At 69.4% G+C, this 19,208-nt stretch carries 19 protein-coding genes; 8 read left to right on the top strand and 11 right to left on the bottom strand.

Annotated elements, in window-relative coordinates:
• Positions 1 to 57 precede the first annotated feature (57 nt).
• Positions 58 to 351, bottom strand: a complete 294-nt coding sequence (locus VF139_18420; protein HEX6853379.1) for an HU family DNA-binding protein — start codon at positions 349 to 351, stop codon at positions 58 to 60.
• A gap of 18 nt (positions 352 to 369) precedes the next feature.
• The gene (locus VF139_18415; GenBank protein ID HEX6853378.1) at positions 370 to 765 is read right to left on the bottom strand and encodes a hypothetical protein; all 396 of its coding nucleotides are present in this window, start codon (positions 763 to 765) and stop codon (positions 370 to 372) included.
• 121 nt (positions 766 to 886) lie between these two features.
• On the opposite strand from VF139_18415, the gene VF139_18410 reads away from it, so the two are divergent.
• Positions 887 to 1,489: a hypothetical protein gene (locus VF139_18410; GenBank protein HEX6853377.1), complete on the top strand. Its 603-nt coding sequence runs from the start codon at positions 887 to 889 to the stop codon at positions 1,487 to 1,489.
• On the opposite strand, the gene queC is transcribed toward VF139_18410, so the two are convergent.
• Both queC and VF139_18400 read right to left on the bottom strand, forming a co-directional pair.
• Positions 1,486 to 2,178 carry a 7-cyano-7-deazaguanine synthase QueC gene (queC, locus tag VF139_18405; protein ID HEX6853376.1) on the bottom strand — a complete coding sequence of 231 codons (693 nt, stop codon included), beginning with the start codon at positions 2,176 to 2,178 and terminating at the stop codon, positions 1,486 to 1,488. The two genes, VF139_18410 and queC, sit on opposite strands and share 4 nt — an antisense overlap.
• On the bottom strand, positions 2,178 to 2,816 hold the full coding sequence (locus VF139_18400) for a radical SAM protein (protein HEX6853375.1): 639 nt from the start codon (positions 2,814 to 2,816) through the stop codon (positions 2,178 to 2,180). Before VF139_18400 ends, queC begins: the two co-directional genes overlap by 1 nt.
• 239 nt (positions 2,817 to 3,055) lie before the next feature.
• On the opposite strand from VF139_18400, the gene VF139_18395 reads away from it, so the two are divergent.
• The 3 genes from VF139_18395 to VF139_18385 are packed head-to-tail and all read left to right on the top strand — an operon-like array spanning position 3,056 to position 6,035.
• Positions 3,056 to 4,372, top strand: a complete 1,317-nt coding sequence (locus tag VF139_18395) for a sensor domain-containing diguanylate cyclase (protein ID HEX6853374.1) — start codon at positions 3,056 to 3,058, stop codon at positions 4,370 to 4,372.
• Positions 4,369 to 5,661, top strand: coding sequence for an EAL domain-containing protein (locus VF139_18390; protein ID HEX6853373.1), 1,293 nt, complete (start codon positions 4,369 to 4,371; stop codon positions 5,659 to 5,661). The genes VF139_18395 and VF139_18390 overlap by 4 nt, the downstream gene beginning before the upstream one ends.
• A gap of 29 nt (positions 5,662 to 5,690) precedes the next feature.
• Positions 5,691 to 6,035: a hypothetical protein gene (locus tag VF139_18385; GenBank protein HEX6853372.1), complete on the top strand. Its 345-nt coding sequence runs from the start codon at positions 5,691 to 5,693 to the stop codon at positions 6,033 to 6,035.
• On the opposite strand, the gene VF139_18380 is transcribed toward VF139_18385, so the two are convergent.
• Complete coding sequence (locus tag VF139_18380) at positions 6,004 to 6,483, bottom strand: hypothetical protein (GenBank protein ID HEX6853371.1); 480 nt, start codon at positions 6,481 to 6,483, stop codon at positions 6,004 to 6,006. The genes VF139_18385 and VF139_18380 overlap by 32 nt on opposite strands.
• A 374-nt stretch (positions 6,484 to 6,857) precedes the next feature.
• Here VF139_18380 and VF139_18375 point away from each other — a divergent pair, with 374 nt between their 5' ends.
• Positions 6,858 to 8,768: a S8 family peptidase gene (locus tag VF139_18375; protein ID HEX6853370.1), complete on the top strand. Its 1,911-nt coding sequence runs from the start codon at positions 6,858 to 6,860 to the stop codon at positions 8,766 to 8,768.
• Positions 8,769 to 8,873: 105 nt separating this feature from the next.
• Here VF139_18375 and VF139_18370 read toward each other — a convergent pair whose 3' ends face one another.
• The 5 genes from VF139_18370 to VF139_18350 all read right to left on the bottom strand — a co-directional run bounded on the left by VF139_18370 (position 8,874) and on the right by VF139_18350 (position 15,857).
• Entirely contained in the window at positions 8,874 to 10,529 is a 1,656-nt protein-coding gene (locus VF139_18370) for a ChaN family lipoprotein (GenBank protein ID HEX6853369.1), read from the bottom strand.
• Positions 10,530 to 10,541: 12 nt separating this feature from the next.
• The gene (locus VF139_18365; protein ID HEX6853368.1) at positions 10,542 to 10,733 is read right to left on the bottom strand and encodes a twin-arginine translocase TatA/TatE family subunit; all 192 of its coding nucleotides are present in this window, start codon (positions 10,731 to 10,733) and stop codon (positions 10,542 to 10,544) included.
• Positions 10,734 to 10,768: 35 nt separating this feature from the next.
• A complete protein-coding gene (gene selB, locus VF139_18360) occupies positions 10,769 to 12,637 on the bottom strand; it encodes a selenocysteine-specific translation elongation factor (GenBank protein HEX6853367.1) in 1,869 nt (622 codons plus the stop codon).
• Positions 12,627 to 14,894, bottom strand: coding sequence for an ATP-binding protein (locus tag VF139_18355; GenBank protein ID HEX6853366.1), 2,268 nt, complete (start codon positions 14,892 to 14,894; stop codon positions 12,627 to 12,629). Before VF139_18355 ends, selB begins: the two co-directional genes overlap by 11 nt.
• A gap of 78 nt (positions 14,895 to 14,972) precedes the next feature.
• Entirely contained in the window at positions 14,973 to 15,857 is an 885-nt protein-coding gene (locus VF139_18350; protein HEX6853365.1) for an RNA polymerase sigma factor RpoD/SigA, read from the bottom strand.
• Between the two features lie 296 nt (positions 15,858 to 16,153).
• On the opposite strand from VF139_18350, the gene VF139_18345 reads away from it, so the two are divergent.
• The 3 genes from VF139_18345 to VF139_18335 are packed head-to-tail and all read left to right on the top strand — an operon-like array spanning position 16,154 to position 18,443.
• Positions 16,154 to 16,618, top strand: a complete 465-nt coding sequence (locus VF139_18345) for a helix-turn-helix transcriptional regulator (protein ID HEX6853364.1) — start codon at positions 16,154 to 16,156, stop codon at positions 16,616 to 16,618.
• Entirely contained in the window at positions 16,615 to 17,511 is an 897-nt protein-coding gene (locus VF139_18340; GenBank protein ID HEX6853363.1) for a tetratricopeptide repeat protein, read from the top strand. The genes VF139_18345 and VF139_18340 overlap by 4 nt, the downstream gene beginning before the upstream one ends.
• Positions 17,508 to 18,443 (top strand): hypothetical protein, encoded by a 936-nt coding sequence (locus tag VF139_18335; GenBank protein HEX6853362.1) that lies wholly within the window; start codon positions 17,508 to 17,510, stop codon positions 18,441 to 18,443. Before VF139_18340 ends, VF139_18335 begins: the two co-directional genes overlap by 4 nt.
• A gap of 21 nt (positions 18,444 to 18,464) precedes the next feature.
• Here VF139_18335 and VF139_18330 read toward each other — a convergent pair whose 3' ends face one another.
• The gene (locus tag VF139_18330; GenBank protein ID HEX6853361.1) at positions 18,465 to 19,202 is read right to left on the bottom strand and encodes a rhomboid family intramembrane serine protease; all 738 of its coding nucleotides are present in this window, start codon (positions 19,200 to 19,202) and stop codon (positions 18,465 to 18,467) included.
• Positions 19,203 to 19,208 lie beyond the last annotated feature (6 nt).

Below are 19,208 nucleotides of genomic sequence, written 5' to 3'. Positions count from 1 at the left end.
GGCTTCGGGGGGCCATCGGGAAGGCAGGCCCGGCGGCGGTGCGGCGCCGCCAGGCGTTCAGCCCTTGAGGGTCTCTTTCAGGGGCTTACCGGCCTTGAACGCCGGCGCCCGCGTCGCGGGGATTTCGAGCGTCTCCCCCGTGTGCGGGTTGCGCCCCGACCGCGGCTTGCGGGCCCGCGCCTCGAAGGTGCCGAATCCGCTGATCGCCACCTTGTCGCCGCCGATCAAGGCTTCGGCGATCAGGCCGATCTTGGGATCCGGGTCGAAGAGCGCATCCATGACGATTCGGGCGTCCTTCGGGGACAGCCCCGTCTTGATCGCCAGCTTGTCGGTCAGTTCCGCCTTGTTCAAGCAGCCTCCTTCACGCCGTCAGGCGACGACCTGGAGATCCTTGAGCGAGCTTCTCGGCACGAACAGCCGGATGTTGTTGTCCCGCTCGTCCGCCGGATAGAAATAGAAGCCGTTCTTGTCCTCGTCGCCCTCGGCGATCGTGCCCCACATCTGCTCGCCGTCGTAGAAGGTCAGGATGACCCGGCGGCCGTGCTGTTGGACCTGATCGAAATGGCGCCGGGCGATGAAGTCCCGGTTCCCGAGGTAGTCCTTCACGTAAAAGACGGCCTTCGCATCGTCCAACCGCACGCGGAACGGAACACCCCCTCCTTCCGCCGGCAGGAGGTGGAACGTCTCCCGCTCGGGGTCGAAGTCGTGCGTGATCCCCTTGTGGATCCCGCCGCCCCGCAGGTGGACGACGATCTTCTGTTCCATGGGCTCCTCCGTCCGGCGGCACCGGAACGGGCGCATCGTAACCCCGAAAAGCGCGCCACGGCAACGTCGCTTGACCGGTCGCCCCCCGGGACCCCATCTTCAGGTGCCGGAGGGCCGGATCATGGCGGACCCAGGAGCGAGCCTAGCGCAGCCTGCGGGGGCGTTGCGGAACCTGCTCCGCCGCCGGCGGTTCGTGGTGGACGGCGGGTACCAGTACCGTGCGGCCTTCCTTGCCGTGGCGGTCGCGCTCCTGCTCCTCATCATCCTGAACCTCAGCCTCGTCTTCTCCGCCCGCGAGGGCTCCCGCAACGTCAAGGCGATCGCCCCGGAGCTGCGCGAGATGATCGAGGCCCAGGACCGGGTGCAGATCGGGCTCGTCGCGACGGGCTCACTCGTGTTCCTGGTGGGGGTGTTCCTCGTGAGCATCCTCGAGACCCACCGGACCGCCGGCGCCGCGTTCAAGATCGGACGTTCCCTCGACCGGCTCCGGGAGGGACGCCTGGACACGCGCCTGCGCCTTCGTCGCGGGGACAACCTCCAGGAGCTCGCCGCGTCGGTCAACGCGATGGCGGGAGCGATGCAGGAAAGGGCCTGGCAGGACGTCGAGTTGATCGAGGCCGTCGCCGCCCGGCTCGAGCATAGCTCGGGGGAAGCGGGCGCCGCCGCCGAAGCCGCTCGCGAGCTCCGCGGCCACGCCACGCGGCGTCGCGCACAACTCGGCTAGTCCCCTCCTTCGAGCAAGGCGGGGTCTTCGAGCCCCGCGTCGGCGAATCCCCGGGCCCGCAGCACGCACGCGTCGCACGCGCCGCACGGTCGGCCGCGGGCCCCCGGATCGTAACAGGAGATCGTCCGGCCGAGGTCCACTCCGAGTTGCACGGCCCGACGGACGATCTCTGCCTTGGTGGCGTGAAGGAGCGGCGCGTGGATCGTCAGGCGGTTCCCTTCCACCCCCGCCCTCGTCGCGAGCCGGGCCATCGACTCGAACGCCGCGAGGTATTCCGGCCGGCAGTCCGGATAGCCGCTGTAGTCGAGGGAGTTGACACCGAGGTAGATGTCGCCCGCCCCGATCGTCTCGGCCCACGCGAGGGCCAGCGAGAGGAAGACCGTGTTGCGTGCGGGCACGTAGGTCGAGGGGATGCCCCTGCCGATCGTCTCCCCGTCCCGGTCCTTGGGGACCGGCACCTGCGGATCGGTCAGGGCGGAACCGCGCAGGAAACGCAGGTCGAGGCGGATCACCCGATGGGACGCCGCCCCGAGCGCGGCAGCGAGCTCCCTCGCCCGTTCGACCTCGATCGAATGCCGCTGGCCGTAAGCGACCGTCAGCGCGTGCACCCGGAAGCCCTCCGCCCGCGCGATGGCCAGCGTCGTGGCGGAATCGAGTCCGCCGGAGAGCAGGACGATCGCCTCGTGCATCAGACCCCTCGCAGGATCCCGGGCCAGAGGACCTTGTGAACCTGGATCTGGATGCGAACGTCCAGCCGATCCTCGAGGATCCACGCCGCGAGACTCGCCGGATCCAGAACGTCGTGGACGGCGGAGAACAGGACCGGACAACGACGCGTCAACGAACGCTGCGCCACCTGCTCTCTCGCCCATAGGTAGTCCGCCCGGTCCGCGATCACGAACTTCAGCTCGTCGCCCGCCCGGAGCCGATCGAGGTTCTCCCAGCGGTTCCGATCGACCTCGCCGGACGCGGGGCATTTCACGTCGACGATCCGGGCGACGCCGTCGGGAACGCCTTCGATCGGCAGGCTTCCCGAAGTCTCGAGGAGCACCCGGAATCCGCGGTCGACGAGCCGCCCGAGCAGCTCGTGGACGTCGGCCTGGAGGAGCGGCTCCCCTCCGGTCACTTCGACCAGGCCGCACCCGAATCGGTCCACCTCGCGGACGACCTCTTCCACCGTCCGATCGGTTCCTTCGTAAAACGCGAATGCCGAGTCGCACCACCTGCATCGCAGGTTGCAGCCGGTGAGGCGCACGAAGACGCACGGCGCGCCCGCCCAGGTGGACTCCCCCTGGATGGAATGGAAGATCTCGTTGACGCGGAGCATCGGGGAATACTAGCGAATCGGCGCCTCCCCCCGAAAAGGGACGCTTCGCGGCGGCGCCGAGGCCGCGCGCCGACACAATTTTGCCGCGCCCGCAACGGGGCGCGGCCGTCGGCCCGATAACTCCTTGACGGAATTGAAGATATATATGTAGCACTCCTCTTGCCTATTCGGAACGCGGATTGCACATTTGGGTTCGGCCGCGAGGTCGACGTACGACCTGTGCGCACGAGGGGATTTGGATGTCGCTCAGCCTGGACTCCGTGCTCCTGATCGTCCTCGCGGCCGCCGCAGGGACGACGGGAGGGTTCTTCCTCGGAAGGTTGGGCACCAACCGACTCCGTCAGGAGCTCGACGGCGCGAGGGCCGACATCTCGCGGGCCGAGGCGCAGGGGCGCGAGCAGGCCCGCCAGATCCACCGGATGCGCAACGAGCAGCGCTGGTTGTCGAACCTCTCCCGGTACCTCCCGAACGTCGTGCGCGAGCTCAACCGCTCCGATATCGACGCGCGTCAGATCCCCCGTCTCGTGATCAGCCTCGTCGACGCGATCTTCGAGCCCGAACAGATCACGATGTACCAGGCCAGGGCCGCAGGCGAGGACGGCGACGCCAAGGAGATGTTCCTCACCGACCAGCGCGGGCTCGAAGGCACGAGCGTGCCCCGACGCGTCCGGTTCGGCGAAGGGAAGATCGGCTGGGTCGCGGAGGCCGGGGTCGAAATGCTCGCCGAGGACTGGATGAACCTCACCCGCACGGAGGGCCGCGCGATCGACGAGAACCACCCGTCGCTCCGGCTCGACATGATCGGGCCGATCGTGCAGCACGAGGAGGGGGGAGATCGAGTCGTCGGCGTCCTCACCCTGGGGAACCCCGGAATCCGGCCGCGCGACGAGAAGCTGATGCTCCAGATGGTGACGAACCTCGCGTCGATCGCCATGACCAACGCCGAGAACCACCGGAAGCTCAGCGTGCAGGCCCACACCGACGGACTGACGGGCCTCATGAACAAGCGCCACTTCCTGAAGGAGAAGTTCGGCCTGATGATCCACGACGCGGAGCGTTCCGCGGAGCGCGTCGCGGTTCTCATTTTCGACATCGACCATTTCAAGAACTACAACGACACGAACGGCCACGTCGAAGGGGACGACGTGCTGCGGGATGTCGCCGCGCTCCTGCGCAAGAACCTCCGCCCGGGCGACGTGGCGTGCCGGTACGGCGGCGAGGAGTTCGTCGTCGCGATGCCCCGCACGGACGCCCGGGACGCCCTGCTGGCCGCGGAACGGATCCGGCGCGTCATCGAGGAGCACCCCTTCGCCCATCGCGAGAAGCAGCCGCTCGGGTCGCTGTCGATCAGCGGCGGCGTGGCCGTGTTCCCGTTCGACGGGACCGACGGCGTCGAGCTCATCCGCCGCGCGGACGAGGCGCTCTACCGCGCGAAGTCGGCCGGCCGGAACCGGATCCTCCTCCACCGGGGGACGGACTTCGGCGACGGCGACGAAGTGCCTTCGCCCAGCGCCGGCTCCCGGGACACCTCGGCCGGGCCGGAGCGCGGCGCATGACCCTGGGACGGACACGCACGGCCGACAGGGCATCCGCCGCGCCCGAATCGCTTCCCGCCCTCGACGAACTGCTCGATCGGGTCGGGTCGCGCATCGACCCGGACCGCCGCGCCGCGATCCTGACGGTCACCGTTCTCCAGCGGTCGGGATCGGTCGACCCCGCACAGAGCTGGAGCGCGTACGAGGACACGATCCGCCACGTCGCGGATTTCCTCGTCGCGTACCGATCGCAGCGCATGCGTCGCGACGACCACGTCTTCGAGCCGTCGGTGAACGGGAACGCCTTCGTGATCCTCCTCGAACCTCCGCGATCCGGACGCGCGATCGACGCGTCCGACGTCGCCCGCGTGCGGATGCGCCTCAAGCGCGGCCTGCGCGCCCACCTGGGCCGCGTCCTGTCGCGGGAGACGTCCGAGTCGTTCGGCTGTTACGTCGGCGGCGCGTTCCTCCACCACGACGAGGCGATCCGCCTCGAGCGTCGCGTCCACCGCGCGCTCCAGGAAGCGTTTGCCGACGCCTTGCGCGACAAGGAGCGCGAAGGTCGCCGTCACGCGGTCCAGCTCCATCGCGTGCTCGACCAGGGACTCGTCCGCACGGTGTACCAGCCGGTGGTCGACCTCGCGCGCCGCCGCGTCCTGGGGTACGAGGCGCTCACGCGCGTGGGCGTCGGCCGCTTCGAGAACGTGGAGATGCTCTTCAAGGCGGCCGAGGAGAACGACGTGTTGTGGGCGCTCGAGCGACTGTGCCGTCGCAAGGCGATCGAGGGGCTCCCGCACCTCGAACCGGACCAGTGCCTCTTCCTCAACGTCGAGCCGGACGCGATCCACGATCCGCACCTGGTGGGATCGGATTTCCTCGACCGCCTACGTGCCGCCGGCCTCGGTCCGCGCCAGGTCGTGCTCGAGCTCACCGAGCACGCGGCGGTGAAAGACTACGCGGCGTTCCGGCGGACGCTGCTCCACTTCCGCGAGCAGGGATTCCGCCTCGCGATGGACGACGTCGGCGCGGGGTACGCCGGACTGCACGCGATCGCGGAGATCGGACCCGATTTCATCAAGGCGGACATGATGCTCGTCCGAGACCTGCATCGAAGCGTCATCAAGCGCGAGTTGATCGCGACGATGACGCGCTTCGCGCAGAACACCGGGATCACGATGGTCGCCGAGGGCGTGGAAGAGCGCGACGAGCTCGCGACGCTGATGGAGCTCGGCGTGCGTTGCGCGCAGGGTTATCTTTTCGCGCGACCCACGGCACCCCCCCAGATCCCCGACTGGTCCACCCTGCCGTGAACCCACGCGTCGCGTGGTACGATCCGGGCGTGGAAGGAACACACCACGCCGGGCGCACGCTCCGGGCGATCCTCACGGGAACCGGACGCGCCGGTCCCATCGAAGAACGATGGGGACGCAGGCTGGTGCGGCTCGTCGATCCCGACTCTTCGGAGGGTCGCTCGCTGCTCGACTCGGGGACCGTCACGCTGATCGGGCCCGAGGGGGAGAGCCTGGGGCCGATCGCCCTCGAGTCCGCGTGGCACCGGCTGCGCGCCAGGCTCGAGCGCGCACTCGAGGATCCCGCCTGCGGCCCCGACGAAGGACGGGCGGTGCGCGAGGCGATCGACGCGTTCCCGCCCGCTACTCGAGGCCCGTCTTCAGAGCCTTCTTGATCGCCTCGACGATGAAGTTCTGCATCGACGGCTGCTGGTGCCGGACCGCCGCGTAAACAAGGCAGGGCAGCTTCAGGGAGATTTGCACCCCGTTTTCGTCGAGCGTATCGAGCCACCGCGAGAACTCGTCCCAGGACTTGAACGACATCGCCTCGATCGCGCCCTTCCGGTACAACTCGATGAGCGTGATCTCGTCCTTGAGCCTGAAGAGGACGTCGTCTTCGCGATGCTCCGAGAAGTCGCTGTAGGCGAAGAACTTGACCTCGCCCGCTTCCTGCCCCTTGCCCTTGATGGACACCTCGGGGTTCTTGTTGCACCGCATCATGATGTAGTCGTCCTTCCCTTTGAAATGGAAGGCGAGGATGGGGTCGGTGCGCGGATTATTGTCCGTGGGGGTCTTCAGGGCCCGGTAGACCCTGCGCGCCACATCGAGATTCGTTTCGTACATTCCACCACTCCAACCATCTGCTTTGTTCAGCTTGAATACGCGGAGTATACGGCCGGACATAGTGTCGGACGAGGGACTTTTGCATTCGAGCCACCGGACCGACATCACGCCGTCTCACCGTGAGACGACACCGACCCATTCCGGGTATCATCCATTAACTGTCACATTTACAACGACTTCCAACTGCTACGGCCTCACCAGGTCTCAGAGTGAGACTCGACTGGAGATGGACTCGGAGGCGCGCGCATGGGCGTAAATCGCACATTTGAAACGGGTTCCACTCGATAGTTGCGAATTCTCCTCACACGGCCCTTCGGTTGCTCTTCTCCGGGTCGGCCACCACCGAAAAAGTGGCTACGAGAGGGGGCAACACCATGACGAAGACCCGCCGAATCCGGACCCTGATCCTGGCGGTCCCATTCCTGCTGGGTTCGCTGACCGCGATCGCCGCGGCGCCGCGCAACTCCAAGATCTCAGACGATCTCGCCACGGCGCTGTCGAGCGGTGCCGAGCAGAGGGTGATCGTCTCCTACGCCGAAGGGCTCGACGCGAAGGCGGTCGACGGACTCGCCCGCCGCGCGAGCCGCAGCCACCGTCGACTCGATGCGGGGCGCGCGCTCGCCGCGACGTACGCCGCCGCGGAGATCGAGGCGCTGGCGGCCGACCCGCGAGTCGTCCGGATCTCCCCCGACCGGACCATCGCCGGCTCGAGCGACGTCGACCCGGGAGTCGAGTCGACGGGTGCGATCGAGGCCTTCCGCGTGCTCGGGCTGACCGGCAAAGGCGTGACCGTGGCGGTCGTGGATTCCGGCATCAGCCTCGTCGCCGGGCTCGAGCGGTCGAGGATCGTCGCCGCGATCGACTTCACCGACGCCGGTGCGCGGGACGCGGACGGACGCGGGCACGGCACGCACGTGGCGAGCCTCATCGCGAGCTCGGGCCGCAATGGATCGATGCGCGGCGTCGCTCCCGACGCGTCGCTCGTCTCGCTCCGGGCGCTCGACGGCAACGGCCTCGGTTTCGCGAGCGACGTGATCGCCGCGATCGACTGGGCGATCGAGAACCGCCGCCGTTTCGGGATCGGCGTGATCAATCTCTCGCTCGGCTACCCCCCCGCCGAGTCGTGGCGCACCGACCCGGTCTCGCAGGCCGTCACCCGCGCTTGGAAATCGGGCCTTCTGGTCGTCGCCTCCGCCGGCAACCGCGGCCGCGACGGCTTCCGGACGATCAACGTCCCCGGCAACAACCCCTTCGCCCTCACGGTCGGGGCGATGAACGACAAGGACACGGTCGTTCGCACCGACGACCTGCTCACCAGTTACTCCAGCCGCGGTCCCTCGTACGGCGACAACGTCCTGAAGCCTGACGTGATGGCGCCGGGCAACCGACTCCTCGGCGCCCTCGCCCCCGGCTGCTCGTTGGCCGCGATGTTCCCCGAGCGCGTCGTCGCTCCGGGTCGGATCGAGTTGTCCGGGACGAGCCAGGCCACCGGCGTCGTGTCGGGTCTCGCGGCGCTCCTGCTGGAGCGGAATCCGGCGCTGACCAACGACCAGATCAAGGCCGTCTTGATGAAGACCGCCGAGCCGGTGGCCGGCGAGACCGCCTTCGCCACCGGATCCGGATACGTCAACCTCGCCAAGGCCCTCTCTCTCTCGCAGGGGCTAACCTCCACCCGCTTCTCGACCGCCTCCCCCGTCGTCGTCCGCAATCCGGAAGGGGGATTCGGTCTGGCCTCGTCGGTCGTGCCGCCGCGGTACTCCACCGCGATCTTCGGCGACGGGGCGCTGCGCGCGCTTGCTTCCTCCTCCACGACGGTCCTCCGCGACCTGGCCCACGCCGACACCGCCGTTTGGACCGACACGGTCCTGTGGGATCTCTGGGCCAAGGAGTCGACCGCGGTCTGGGCCGACACCGCCCTGTGGGGCGACACCGCGCTCTGGGACAACACCGCCGTCTGGGCCGACACCGTCCTGTGGGACGTGATCGGTTCGGAGCAAACGGCCGTCTGGGCCGACACGGTGCTGTGGGACCTCAAGCTGCTCGCCGAGGAAACGGCACTTTGGGGCGACACCGCCGTCTGGACCGACACCGCCCTCTGGGACAACACCGCCGTCTGGACGGATACCGCCCTCTGGGACAACACCGCCGTCTGGACCGACACCGCCCTCTGGGGCGACACCGCCGTCTGGACGGACACCGCCCTCTGGGGCGACACCGCCGTCTGGACGGAAACCGCCCTGTGGGGCGACACCGCCGTCTGGACCGACACGGTCCTCTGGGACTGAGGTCGGATCGAATCCGGGAGTGTTCGAGCGTCAGGGAACGACGGATCCCCTCTCGTCCCTGCCGATCGACACGCGGCCGCGCCCCAGGGCGCGGCCGTTTTTCTTTCAGCGGTTGCCGCGAAGCCGACGCAGCCAGCGCACGACCACGCCGCGGGCGCGGGGCGGATCCAGAGGCGCGGAGAAGATGCGGCGCAGCGCGGCGGTGCGCAGGCGCCCTCCGGCGACCGCCGCAAACCACGACTGACCGAGCCGGTGCCCGAGGTCGCGTGCCAGCGTGCGGCGGAGCGCCCGCGAGGCCCGCAGGGGAGCGGTGAGCGTCGCCGGCGGCAGGTTCGCACCCGATTCCTCGAACCGGCGGTGGGACTCGATCCAGGCGAGGCGGACGCGCGCCTCGTCGACGCCCCCGGCCGCCGCACCCGCGAGCACGCGCCGCTCGTCCCGGGTCACCACGTCGCTGCCGGGATCGACCAGCCGGGCGCCGAGGTAGGCCAGCGCCTCGTTGTAGGCGGCACCGTACGCGCGATCGACGGGGTCGGCCTCCGAGAGCTCCGGTTCCTGAAACAGCCGCCCGGTGAGCGCGGTTCGAAGGAACCGCGCGACCTCGCCGGCCGTCCGCCCCGGGGCATATCGCTCGATGAACATCGTGTTCGAGCGGGACTCGTAGAAGACGCCGCGCTCGGCGAGCCGCTCCCGCGCCTCGCCCACCTCCTCGTCGGAGCGGCCGTGCTCCCGGAGGATCGGACCGAGCAGGCGCAACGCCTCTCCTCCGCCGTACACCTCGGGGTAGGCGTCGGAGAGTTCCTCCTCCCAACCGGCCCGGTGGCGAAGCTTGGCGGAGCGGCTGAGCCCGAGCCAGCCGCGCAGCACGTCGATCAGGTGGTGGACCGCCGGGGTGAGATCCACGTCCTCGTCGCCGGGCAGGTCCCCCTTCCAGCGGTCGAGGATCTGACGGTACGACTCGTACTTCGCCAGGGGCGCCGTATGAAAGACGCCGTAGCCCCCTTCGCCGAAGGCGACCGCATCCGGAACGGGTTCTCCCGCCGACACGAAAGACCAGTACGCGCGATCCGGATCCTGGAAGACCCGGATGTCGCGCAGCGCGATTCCGTTTCGTCCCGCGTGCTCGCGCACGCGGCGCGGCAGGTGCCTGCCTGCGAGGTGGCTCTCGCCGAAAAACACCAGCATGCGATGGCCCGGCCGCTCGAGGAGCGAGGCGACGATGCGTCGCGCCGCGTGGTCGTCGCGGGAGGCGATCCGATCGACGCCTCCGCGCGGTGCGCGATCCAGCGCGACCACGGGCACGCCGAGCGCCCGGGCGCCGTCGAGAAGCTCGCGGTAGCCCTCCCAGGGCCAGCCCCATTCCTCCTCGTAGTGAATGCGCCGGAGGAAGGCCGCTTCGTCGAGATCTCCGCGCTGGCGCAGGTCGAGCAATCGTTGCTGCCGGGTGTAGACGAATTCAATGCCCAGGACGTTCGCCCGCGCACCGCGGGCGAGGGCGGTCAGGACGCGGAGCGCGAAGGACTGCGACGCTCGGACGGCATGGAAGTCCCCCAGGTAGACGAGGTCGGACTCCGCGGCGGCGCCGAAGATCGCCTCGAGGGGGATGGGCTCGGCGACGCGACCGGTGTCCCGGCGGAAGGCGCGGAAGTAGGAGTGGTCGAGCGTCCCGTCGGCGCGGGCGAGCTCGCGGCGGAGCCGCTCCGCCGCCGACCGCTGTCTGCCGACGAGCCGCCGCGCCGCCGCGGTGCCCAAGGCGGTCAACGCGGTCGGCGTCTAGGGCTTCGTGCCGGAGTTCGAATCCCCGCCCTTGGCGTCGCCTCCCGGTTCTTCACCCCGCATCGCCTGCCTGAACCCCCGGATGCCGTCCCCCAGCCCCCGGCCGATGTCCGGCAGGCGCTTGGCGCCGAAGAGCAGGATCAGGATCAGCGCGAGGACGAGAATCTCGGTCCAGCCCAACGAGCCCATGCTGTGCTCCCACGGCGGAGGACCCGCCGCCGCCGTCAGATCAGAATCTCCCGATCGTTGCCGACGCGCCGCGTGGAGCGCTCGGCATCGAGGAACTCGAGCAACGGAATGGCGTTCTTACGGGTCACCCCCGCCAACTCCTTGAACGCCGCCACATCGATCTTCCTCGAGACCTTGGCGCGCTCCGCGAGCCTGGCGCGCAGGTCGGCGAGGACCTCGGCATGGCACAAGCGACCGTCCTTCAGGCGCGCCAAACGCCCCTCCGAGACCAGCCACTCGAGAAGGCGCATCGCCCGCCCCCCGCCGTGCTCCGCGACCAGGCTCGCGGTGTCGGGAGGATCGAGTCCCGCGTCACGAAGGCGGGCCTCGAGGGCCGCCGCGATCGCGCCGTCCGCGCCCGACAGTACCACCGTGTGGCGCGCCGACGCTACCCGATCCCCGTCCAGCCGGAGCTCCCCCGCCTCCCGCAGCGACTCGAGCCGTTGCCGCCACGCCTCGGGGGACATCTCCGGCGCGACCGCGCGGCGCAGCTCCTCTCGGGAGGCGCCGCGTCGGAGGGGCTCCGCACGATGAAACGCCTCGACCGCCTCGATCACCGCAGCCCCACAACGCCTCCAAGCCGCCCCGGCGAAGAGCGCTCCGGGGAACCGGACGACCCGGCCCTCCGCCTCCAGGACGGCTCCGACCTCTTCGAGTTCCTCGGACCGCATCCCGAGCTCCGCGGCGACCTCCGCCGATCGCACTCCGCCGGTCCCCGCGGCATCCAGGCGTCGGAGCAGCGCGGCCGCATGACCGACGCCTCCCTCCGCGATCGAACGGATCGGGCGGATGTCGGTGACGATTCCCCCGCCCAGGGTGTCGACGGGAGCGGGGCGCCGAAGAACGAACCGATCTCCCGGAACCAGGACGGTGTCCTCGCGGAAAACGATCTCCGCGTCGCGCGTTCCATCCGCAGGGTCGGCCTCGCGCAACCGGAGGCGGGCCGGGCGCTCGAAGGTCGCCTGATGGAAACGGACCAGCCCTCCACGGCCGAGGCGATCCGACGCGCCGGGTTCCAGCCGGACCCGCGCCCGGATCCTCCGGGTGGTCGTCAACGCCGCGGGCGCGGAAAGCGTGGTGCCGCGCGGCACCGCGGCCACGTCGATCCCCTGGAGGTTCACGGCGACCCTCCGGCCGGCGGATGCCTCCGCGGTCTTGCGGCGATGGACCTGTAATCCCCTCACGCGTGCCCGTGCCCCGCCGGGGAGCAGCTCCACCTCGTCACCCTCCCGCAGCGTTCCCGAAACGAGGGTGCCGGTCACGACGGTGCCGAAACCTCGCATGGTGAAGGCCCGATCCACCGGAAGGCGAGGCACCCCCGAGGCACGCCTGTCGGGGACGATGTCGAACAGCGTCGAGAGGGCCCCCCGGAGCGCGTCGAGCCCCTCGCCGGTCCGAGCCGAGACGAAGAGTACGGGGGCCGCCTCGAGGAATGTCCCGTGCACGAACTCCTCGACCTCCAGGGCGACGACCTGTCGCACGTCCTCGGGAGCGAGATCGGCCTTCGTCAACGCGACGATGCCGTGCTCCACCCCGAGGTGCCGGCAGATCGCGAGGTGCTCGCGCGTCTGCGGCATGACTCCCTCGTCCGCCGCGACGACGAGCACGACCGCATCGACCCCGCCGGCGCCCGCCACCATGTGCCGCACGAAACGCTCGTGGCCCGGTACGTCGACGAACGAGATGACGCGACCGGGAGACGTCTCGAAGTCGGCGAACCCGAGGTCGATCGTGATGCCTCGACGCCGCTCCTCCGCCAGGCGGTCGGGGTGGGTTCCGGTGAGCGCCGCGACGAGCGCGCTTTTTCCGTGGTCGATGTGGCCGGCGGTGCCGACGACCCGGTGCCGCGCCGGATCAGTCGACACGTCGGTCCAGGGAGGATCGGACGCGCCGGCGGATCTCGTCCGGAGCGAACGGCTTGTGCACGAGATCCGCGCCGACCCGGGCGGCGAACGACTCCGGCTCGCGGCTCACCGTGTCGCCGGTCGTGAGGAGCAGGTGGCGCTCGAGGCCCGGCCGGCGCGCGCGCAGCTCCTGCCAGAGTCGCTCGGCCCCGAGCCCGGGCATCTTGAGATCGGACACGACGAGATCGAAGGCCCCCGATTCGAGGCGATCGAGGACGACGTCCGCCTCGCAGGCGGTGACCACCGCGTGCCCGTCGTGTTCCAGCGCCTCCCGGATCATCTCGGCGAGGGCCCGCTCGTCGTCCACCACGAGGATCCGGGCCGGGGCGCCGGCCGAGGAGTCCGCGAGCGCAGGTTCCGGCTCCGTCGAACGCGCGCGCATCGCGCACGGGAGATCGATCCGGAAACTGGCCCCGCCTCCCGGCCGCTCGCCGGCCTCGATCGTCCCGCCGTGGGCGGTCACCGTGCCGTAGACGAGGGAGAGACCCAGGCCGGTCCCCTGACCCGCCGGCTTGGTGGTGAAGAACGGGTCGAAGACCCGCGAGCGAATCGACTCCGGGATGCCGGGGCCGTCGTCCTCCACTTCGAGCCGGACGCGCCCGGCACCGGCGAAAGAGGACCGCAGGACGATGGTGCCGCCGCGACCGCGCTCCTTGAGCGCCTGGTGTGCGTTGGTGACCAGGTTGACGATCACCTGCTGGATCTCGTGCGCGTCGCCGTGAAGCGTCGGGAGCTGGGCGTCCAGCTCGAGCCCCAGCGCGACCCCGTCGACGCGGAGCTGGTACCCGAGCAGCTGCACCGCGGATTCGACGACCTCGTTGAGCGAGAACGGCTTGCACTCCGGCTCGTGCCGACGCGCGAATCGAAGGAGGTTCTGCACGATCTTCTGGCAGCGGCGCGCCTCGTCGTGAACGAGCTGGAGACGACGGTCGAGCTTCTCGCCGGGAGGCGTCGATCGCGCCATCTGCGAGAACCCCAGGACGGACGTGAGCGGGTTGTTGAGCTCGTGCGCCACTCCCGACAACATCCGTCCGAGGCTCGACAGCTTCTCGGCCTGAGCGAGCTGATCGAGCATGCGACGCGACTCGGTCACGTCGTCGAGGACGACGACGAGTCCCTCGGCGCGTCCCGCGTCGTCCCGAACCGCGGACACCGTCACCGCCAGCCGCTCCCCGGATTCGAGGCGCGCCTCGGCCGCGGGAGCGGGCGTGGCGTCCAGGGCGCGGTGCCGCGCGGGCTCGAGGACGAGGGATGCGATGCGCTCCAGGCACGCTCCGCGCGGGACGGCGAGCCGCTCGAGCAGGTGGTCGCCGGCGAGGTTGGCGTGGATCACGCGCAGGTTCGTGTCGGTGAGCACGACGGCCTGGCGCATCGAATCGAGGATCGAGCGGAATCGGCCCTGCTCGGCCTCGGCCACCGTCAGCACGCGGTCGAGATGGAGGGCGAGATGGTTTGCGGCGCCGTACAGGAATCGCAGCGCCCGCTCCCCCGGGCGCTCCGGGGTCACGACGACGAGGTTCGCCGCCGTCCCGCCGCGCCGGACGATCGGGAGGGTCAGGACGTCGCGCGGATCGAGTTCCTCGCGCGGACCGCGGCTCGCGTCGTAGGACTCGAGCCTCGTCACCTCGATCGCGCCCGGGCCGGGACCTTGATCGTCGATCCCGCGGCGGCCCACCTCGCGCAGCGTGCGCATGGCCTGGCTCCCGAGCGGCCGCGCGAGGTGGAACGGCGGGTCCCCCTGCCCGAACGTCGCGACCCATCCGAGAGCGTCGACCCCGACGCGATCGTGAACGGCCGCGGCGACGGCGGCCAGGAGGTCCGCCGGGGAGCGGCACTCGGACATCGCCCGGGACAGCGCTTGCAGCGCCTCGAGATCCCTCGCGCGGGCCTCCACGCGCGCGGTGACCCGTTCCACGGAAAGGCGTGACGCTCGCCAGGCCTCGAGCGGCACGGCGGCGCGGTCGGCGAGCTCGCGGTCCGGAACACCCCCGCGTCGCGCGCTGAGCACCCACGCCGGACTTCCCGAGATTCGCGAACAGAAGGGATCGCGGACCCCCTCCGCAGGCTCGACGTCGACGGCAAGGTCGACGCCCGCGTCGGGATCCAGCCAGCGGGAGATCTCGAGGAGCGCCGCTTCGACACCGACGCACCGGAACAATGCTCCCCACGGGGGCGCTCCGGAGCGGTTCGCGTCGGACCTGGGGTCGTGGTCGATCATCTTCGTCGGCGGCGTCGCGCGACGCGCCGAGCGGAGTCTACGGGACGGCGATCGGCGGGATCAACCCCGCGTTGGCGCTCAGTGATCCCCCCGCTCCATCGGGCTGACGGGGAACGGAGCCTTGGAGGGGGCCTTCATCACGCGTTTGCGCGCGAAGACCTTGCGCAGCCTCGCCTTGGCCTGGCATTCGATCTGGCGCACGCGCTCGCGGCTGATCCCCATCTTCTCGCCGATCTCCTTGAGGGTGAGCGGCGGTCCGCCGGCGAGACCGAACCGGTACGCGATGACCGTGCGTTCCTGCTCGGTCAGATGCGCCATCGCTTCGCCGACGAGGGAGTTCGACTCGCGATCGATCAGGTCCGCCTCGGGATCCGCGCTCCCGGGATCGACGAGGAAATCGGCGATCGGCTTGTCCTTGTCCTTGCCGACCTTGTCGTCGAGGCTGACCTCGCGGAGGTTGAACTGGAGCACCTGGTCGATCTTCGTGACGCTGCGGGAGAGCCGCTCCGAGATCTCCTCGCGCTCCGGGGCGCGACCGAGGGACCGGCGAAGGGACGCCTCGGCGTCGCGGATCTCGCGGACCTTCTTCATCTGATAGTTGGGCACGCGGACCAGGTTCGAGTGCTCGCTGAGCGCCTTCAGGATCGACTTGCGGATCCACCAGATCGCGTACGTGATGAACTTGGTGCCCTTGCTCGCGTCGTAGCGATGGGCGGCTTCGATCAGGCCGATGTTCCCCTCGTTGAGGAGGTCCTCGAACGGCAGGCCCAGGTTCCGGTACTCGCTGGCCACCTTGGCCACGAAGCTGAGGTTCGACTCGATCAACCCGTTCAGCGCTTCCCGGCTACCTTTCTTGACGTCCTCCGCGAGCCGCATCTCCTCTTCCTTCGTGAGAAGCGGGTACTCGCGGATGTCCGCGAAGTAGCGAGACAGCACCGAACCGCGATCGCTGGTCGATTCCATCCATGATCTCCCGTGATCAAACGGCGTCGGAGACGCGTTCCCGCCGAGGCCAACATAGGGTAACGGCCCGGGTCGTGGCACGCCTTCGCAAAGCCCCTTGACGAGTCCGGAGGTTCATCGTACGTTCAACACGCTTGATTTGAAGAATTTCAGTCTGGCGGGGGGATCGGAAACGTGCTGACCACGTTTCATCGTCACGGTGCAATCGCGACCCGCGAGCATCCCCACCCCCATGCCTGCGAGACCTCGTCGGAGCGTTCCCGCAAGCGCGATCTTTCCCCCGGTACTGCGAGTTTATGGGGCGCCGCCCGCACCGTCAAGGGCGAAGTCCGTCAGGAATCCAGTGCGGACGCGGGTTTTCGGGGCTTTCGGTTTTAGCAAGGGGTGGTGAAATGACGCCTCGAGTGCCAAGACGCCGTCAGACGATTCTGGTCGGTCAGAAGATCCGGCAACTCCGGAAAGAGCGCGGCTTGACCCAGGCCGAGCTCGCTCAGCGCATCGGCGTGCAGCAATCGGACCTCTGCCGGATGGAGAACGGCGAATACAAGGTCGCCTTGGACACCCTCTTCCGCGTGCTCGGTGTGTTTGGCATGGCGATCGGCGAGTTCTTCCGCGACGAGACGCCGCCCACGACCCCGACGGAGCGCGAGGCGGAGATCCTCCGACTGGTGCGGGCGCTCGACGACGAGGGTCAGCAGGACGTTCTCGACTACGTCACGTACAAGGCCGTGCGCCGGACCGGTGAGGCAAGGCAGTCGTGACGCACTCCGCCGGCACGTCGTGGAAGGAACGCGGCCACGACGCGCTGCGCCGCGGCGACTTCGAAGAGGCGCTCGACGCCTATCGCATGGCTCGCGACGCCGCGATCGAAGCCGACGACGACGACGCGGCGGATCGGATCGACCTCAACATCGCCACCACCCGCCTTCAGATGGGCGACGCGCGAGGCGCCGAAGAGGGGCTTCGGGCGCTGCTGCTGCGCGCCAGCGACACGCGAGTCGCCTTCACCGCCGCGTACAACCTGGCCTCGAGCCTTCGGCGTCAGGGCCGACTCGACCGGGCGTTGAGTTATGCCCGCCGGGCGGAGGAGCGGGCCGCCGAGCTCGACGACGTCGACGCCGTCGCTCCGGTGCATACCCTCCTCGGCAACGTGCTGCTGCAGCAGGGCCGCCTCGACGAGGCTCGCCGGCAATACGAAACCTCGCTCGCGCTCCGACTCGCCCAACCGGGAGACGTGCGGTTCCAGCGCGCCATTCTCGAGGAGAACCTGGGGTATTGCCTCCTTCTCCAGGGTGAGCACGCGGAGGGGATCACGCGCATCGCGACGGCCCTCGAGATCGCGGGGGACGTCGGGGACCGGCGTTGCGCCGCCGAGTGCCTTCAGGACCTCTGCTACGCGCACCTCATGATCGGGGATTATCCCGAGGCCGGCGCCTGGGGAGCCCGCGCGCTCGACGCGGCGCGCGAGGGAAACTATCGCGATCTCGAGGAGAATTGCCATTACCTCCTCGGAGAGCTCGGCAGCCGGACCGGCGACGTCGAGCTTCGAGACCGCCATTTCGAGGCGCTCCAGTCCCTTCACCCGGAGGTTCCGCTCCTCCGGGAGTTCCTCACCGCGGTGGACGTCACCGGTATCATCACGCTGAAACGATGAGAACACTGCGCGCTTTGCTCCCGCTCCTCCTGCTGGCCGTCGCGGCCCTCGGCGGCGGCGACGTGTTCGCGGCCGCCGATCGGGTCATCGGCCCGGACGGGACGGTGCATCGCGTCCAGTCGGAGTTCTGGCCGGCGTATCCGGGACCCGGCACCGCCATCCGCTACACGCGCCAGACGCCCACCGGACAACTCACCTCCACCCTGATCCCTGGCACCGACGACTACTGGCTCGACGGCGAACCCAGCCTGACGCTCGACCCGCTCACGGGGAACCCCGTGGCGGTCTGGACGCGGATGCTGGGCGTCGGCTTCGACCTCTATATCTCCTCCCTGCAGGGCGACGCCTGGACGCCCGCGCAACCGCTCCTCACGCCCAACCCCGATCGGATTCGTCCGAGGATCAAGGCGGACGGCGCGTTGCTGCACGTCTTCTGGACGCATCGGGAAGGAACCTCGCACCGGATCGCGCGGGCCTCGCTTCGCGCGGGCGACCTGGTCCTGGTGCTCGGGCCCGAGCCGGCGCGCGTCGATTGCGTGCAGTCCGGCGACGGCGCGGCGCGCGCGACGGCGGCCGTGGAAGAACCCCCCGGCGGCGTCACCTACTTCGCCGCGGAGGTTCCGGGGCGGGTCGAGGGCGAGCCGCCGCTCCTGGGCGTCTGGGGCGTTCGGGACGAACCGGTCCCCATCGACTTCCGGGTGGCGTTCTCGCTTCCGGACGGGGCCCGCGAGTTGCGCCGTGTCGACGCGACGATGATCCAAGGCCGGCTCACGGTCTGGTTCGAATGGTCGGGCGGACTCTGGTACACGTTCGATGACGGAGCGGGGAACTTCCCGGCGCTTCGGGTCATCAAGCGCGAGGCCGGGGGCTTCTCGTCGGACGCGATCGTGCTCGTGCGCGAGATGATCGATCGGCTCCCGGCGGTTCCGTAGCGTCCCGTCCCGGATCGACCCTCAGTGGATCCAGCGATCGTCGCCGGGCGGCATCACCTTGAACTTGCGCCGGCGGAGCTTCCAGCGGATCTCGCGTGCGATCTCGCCGAGCCGCCAGGCCTTCTTGAGATACACCCAGCCGACGACCATGCCGCCCAGGTGCGCGATGTGCGAGATGCCGTCCGGGCTCTGGCTCAGGTTGGAAAGGAACGCCATGGCGAAGAAGATCCACATCATCGTCCGCGCCTTCATCGGGAAGACGAACATGACGAGGACGATCCGCTCCGCGAAGAGGACGCCGTAGGCGAGGATCAGACCGTAAACCACCCCCGAGGCCCCGATCGTGATCGAGTCGAGTGCCGCCCCTCCACGCAACAGGGCCTGCCCCACCACGAATAGCCCCGCCCCTCCCCCGCAGATCAGGAAGTAGGTCAGGTAGCGGCGCCCTCCCATGTAGCGCTCGAGCTCGCCCCCGAACATCCAGAGGACGAGCAGATTGAACAGGAGATGCGTGGGGTAAGCCGTGGAGTGCAGGAACACGTACGTCAGCGGTTGCCAGACCCACCCCGAGAGGACGTCGGCCGGATTCAGCCCGAACAACAAGTCGGGCCACGCCGACCTGAAGAAGACGGCCGAGACGAATTGGACCGCCCAGACCGCCCCGCAGGCGATCATCAGCGCCCGGTTGACCGGCGTGATCGGAGGCAGTCCCAATTGGACGCCGGATCCACGGAACGGCGGATTGCGGTAGTAGCTCATCGACCT

The organism is Candidatus Polarisedimenticolaceae bacterium (assembly GCA_036376135.1).
Classification (GTDB): Bacteria; Acidobacteriota; Polarisedimenticolia; order Polarisedimenticolales; family DASRJG01; genus DASVAW01.
This window is presented reverse-complemented; position numbering and strand designations above follow the sequence as displayed.

Excerpts from the sequence above, each read along its gene's own strand:
- VF139_18415 (HEX6853378.1), bottom strand. The coding sequence starts at position 765 with ATGGAACAGAAGATCGTCGTCCACCTGCGGGGCGGCGGGATCCACAAG.
- VF139_18410 (HEX6853377.1), top strand. The coding sequence starts at position 887 with ATGGCGGACCCAGGAGCGAGCCTAGCGCAGCCTGCGGGGGCGTTGCGG.
- queC (HEX6853376.1), bottom strand. The coding sequence starts at position 2,178 with ATGCACGAGGCGATCGTCCTGCTCTCCGGCGGACTCGATTCCGCCACG.
- VF139_18400 (HEX6853375.1), bottom strand. The coding sequence starts at position 2,816 with ATGCTCCGCGTCAACGAGATCTTCCATTCCATCCAGGGGGAGTCCACC.
- VF139_18395 (HEX6853374.1), top strand. The coding sequence starts at position 3,056 with ATGTCGCTCAGCCTGGACTCCGTGCTCCTGATCGTCCTCGCGGCCGCC.
- VF139_18390 (HEX6853373.1), top strand. The coding sequence starts at position 4,369 with ATGACCCTGGGACGGACACGCACGGCCGACAGGGCATCCGCCGCGCCC.
- VF139_18380 (HEX6853371.1), bottom strand. The coding sequence starts at position 6,483 with ATGTACGAAACGAATCTCGATGTGGCGCGCAGGGTCTACCGGGCCCTG.
- VF139_18375 (HEX6853370.1), top strand. The coding sequence starts at position 6,858 with ATGACGAAGACCCGCCGAATCCGGACCCTGATCCTGGCGGTCCCATTC.
- VF139_18365 (HEX6853368.1), bottom strand. The coding sequence starts at position 10,733 with ATGGGCTCGTTGGGCTGGACCGAGATTCTCGTCCTCGCGCTGATCCTG.
- VF139_18355 (HEX6853366.1), bottom strand. The coding sequence starts at position 14,894 with ATGATCGACCACGACCCCAGGTCCGACGCGAACCGCTCCGGAGCGCCC.
- VF139_18350 (HEX6853365.1), bottom strand. The coding sequence starts at position 15,857 with ATGGAATCGACCAGCGATCGCGGTTCGGTGCTGTCTCGCTACTTCGCG.
- VF139_18345 (HEX6853364.1), top strand. The coding sequence starts at position 16,154 with ATGGGGCGCCGCCCGCACCGTCAAGGGCGAAGTCCGTCAGGAATCCAG.
- VF139_18335 (HEX6853362.1), top strand. The coding sequence starts at position 17,508 with ATGAGAACACTGCGCGCTTTGCTCCCGCTCCTCCTGCTGGCCGTCGCG.
- VF139_18330 (HEX6853361.1), bottom strand. The coding sequence starts at position 19,202 with ATGAGCTACTACCGCAATCCGCCGTTCCGTGGATCCGGCGTCCAATTG.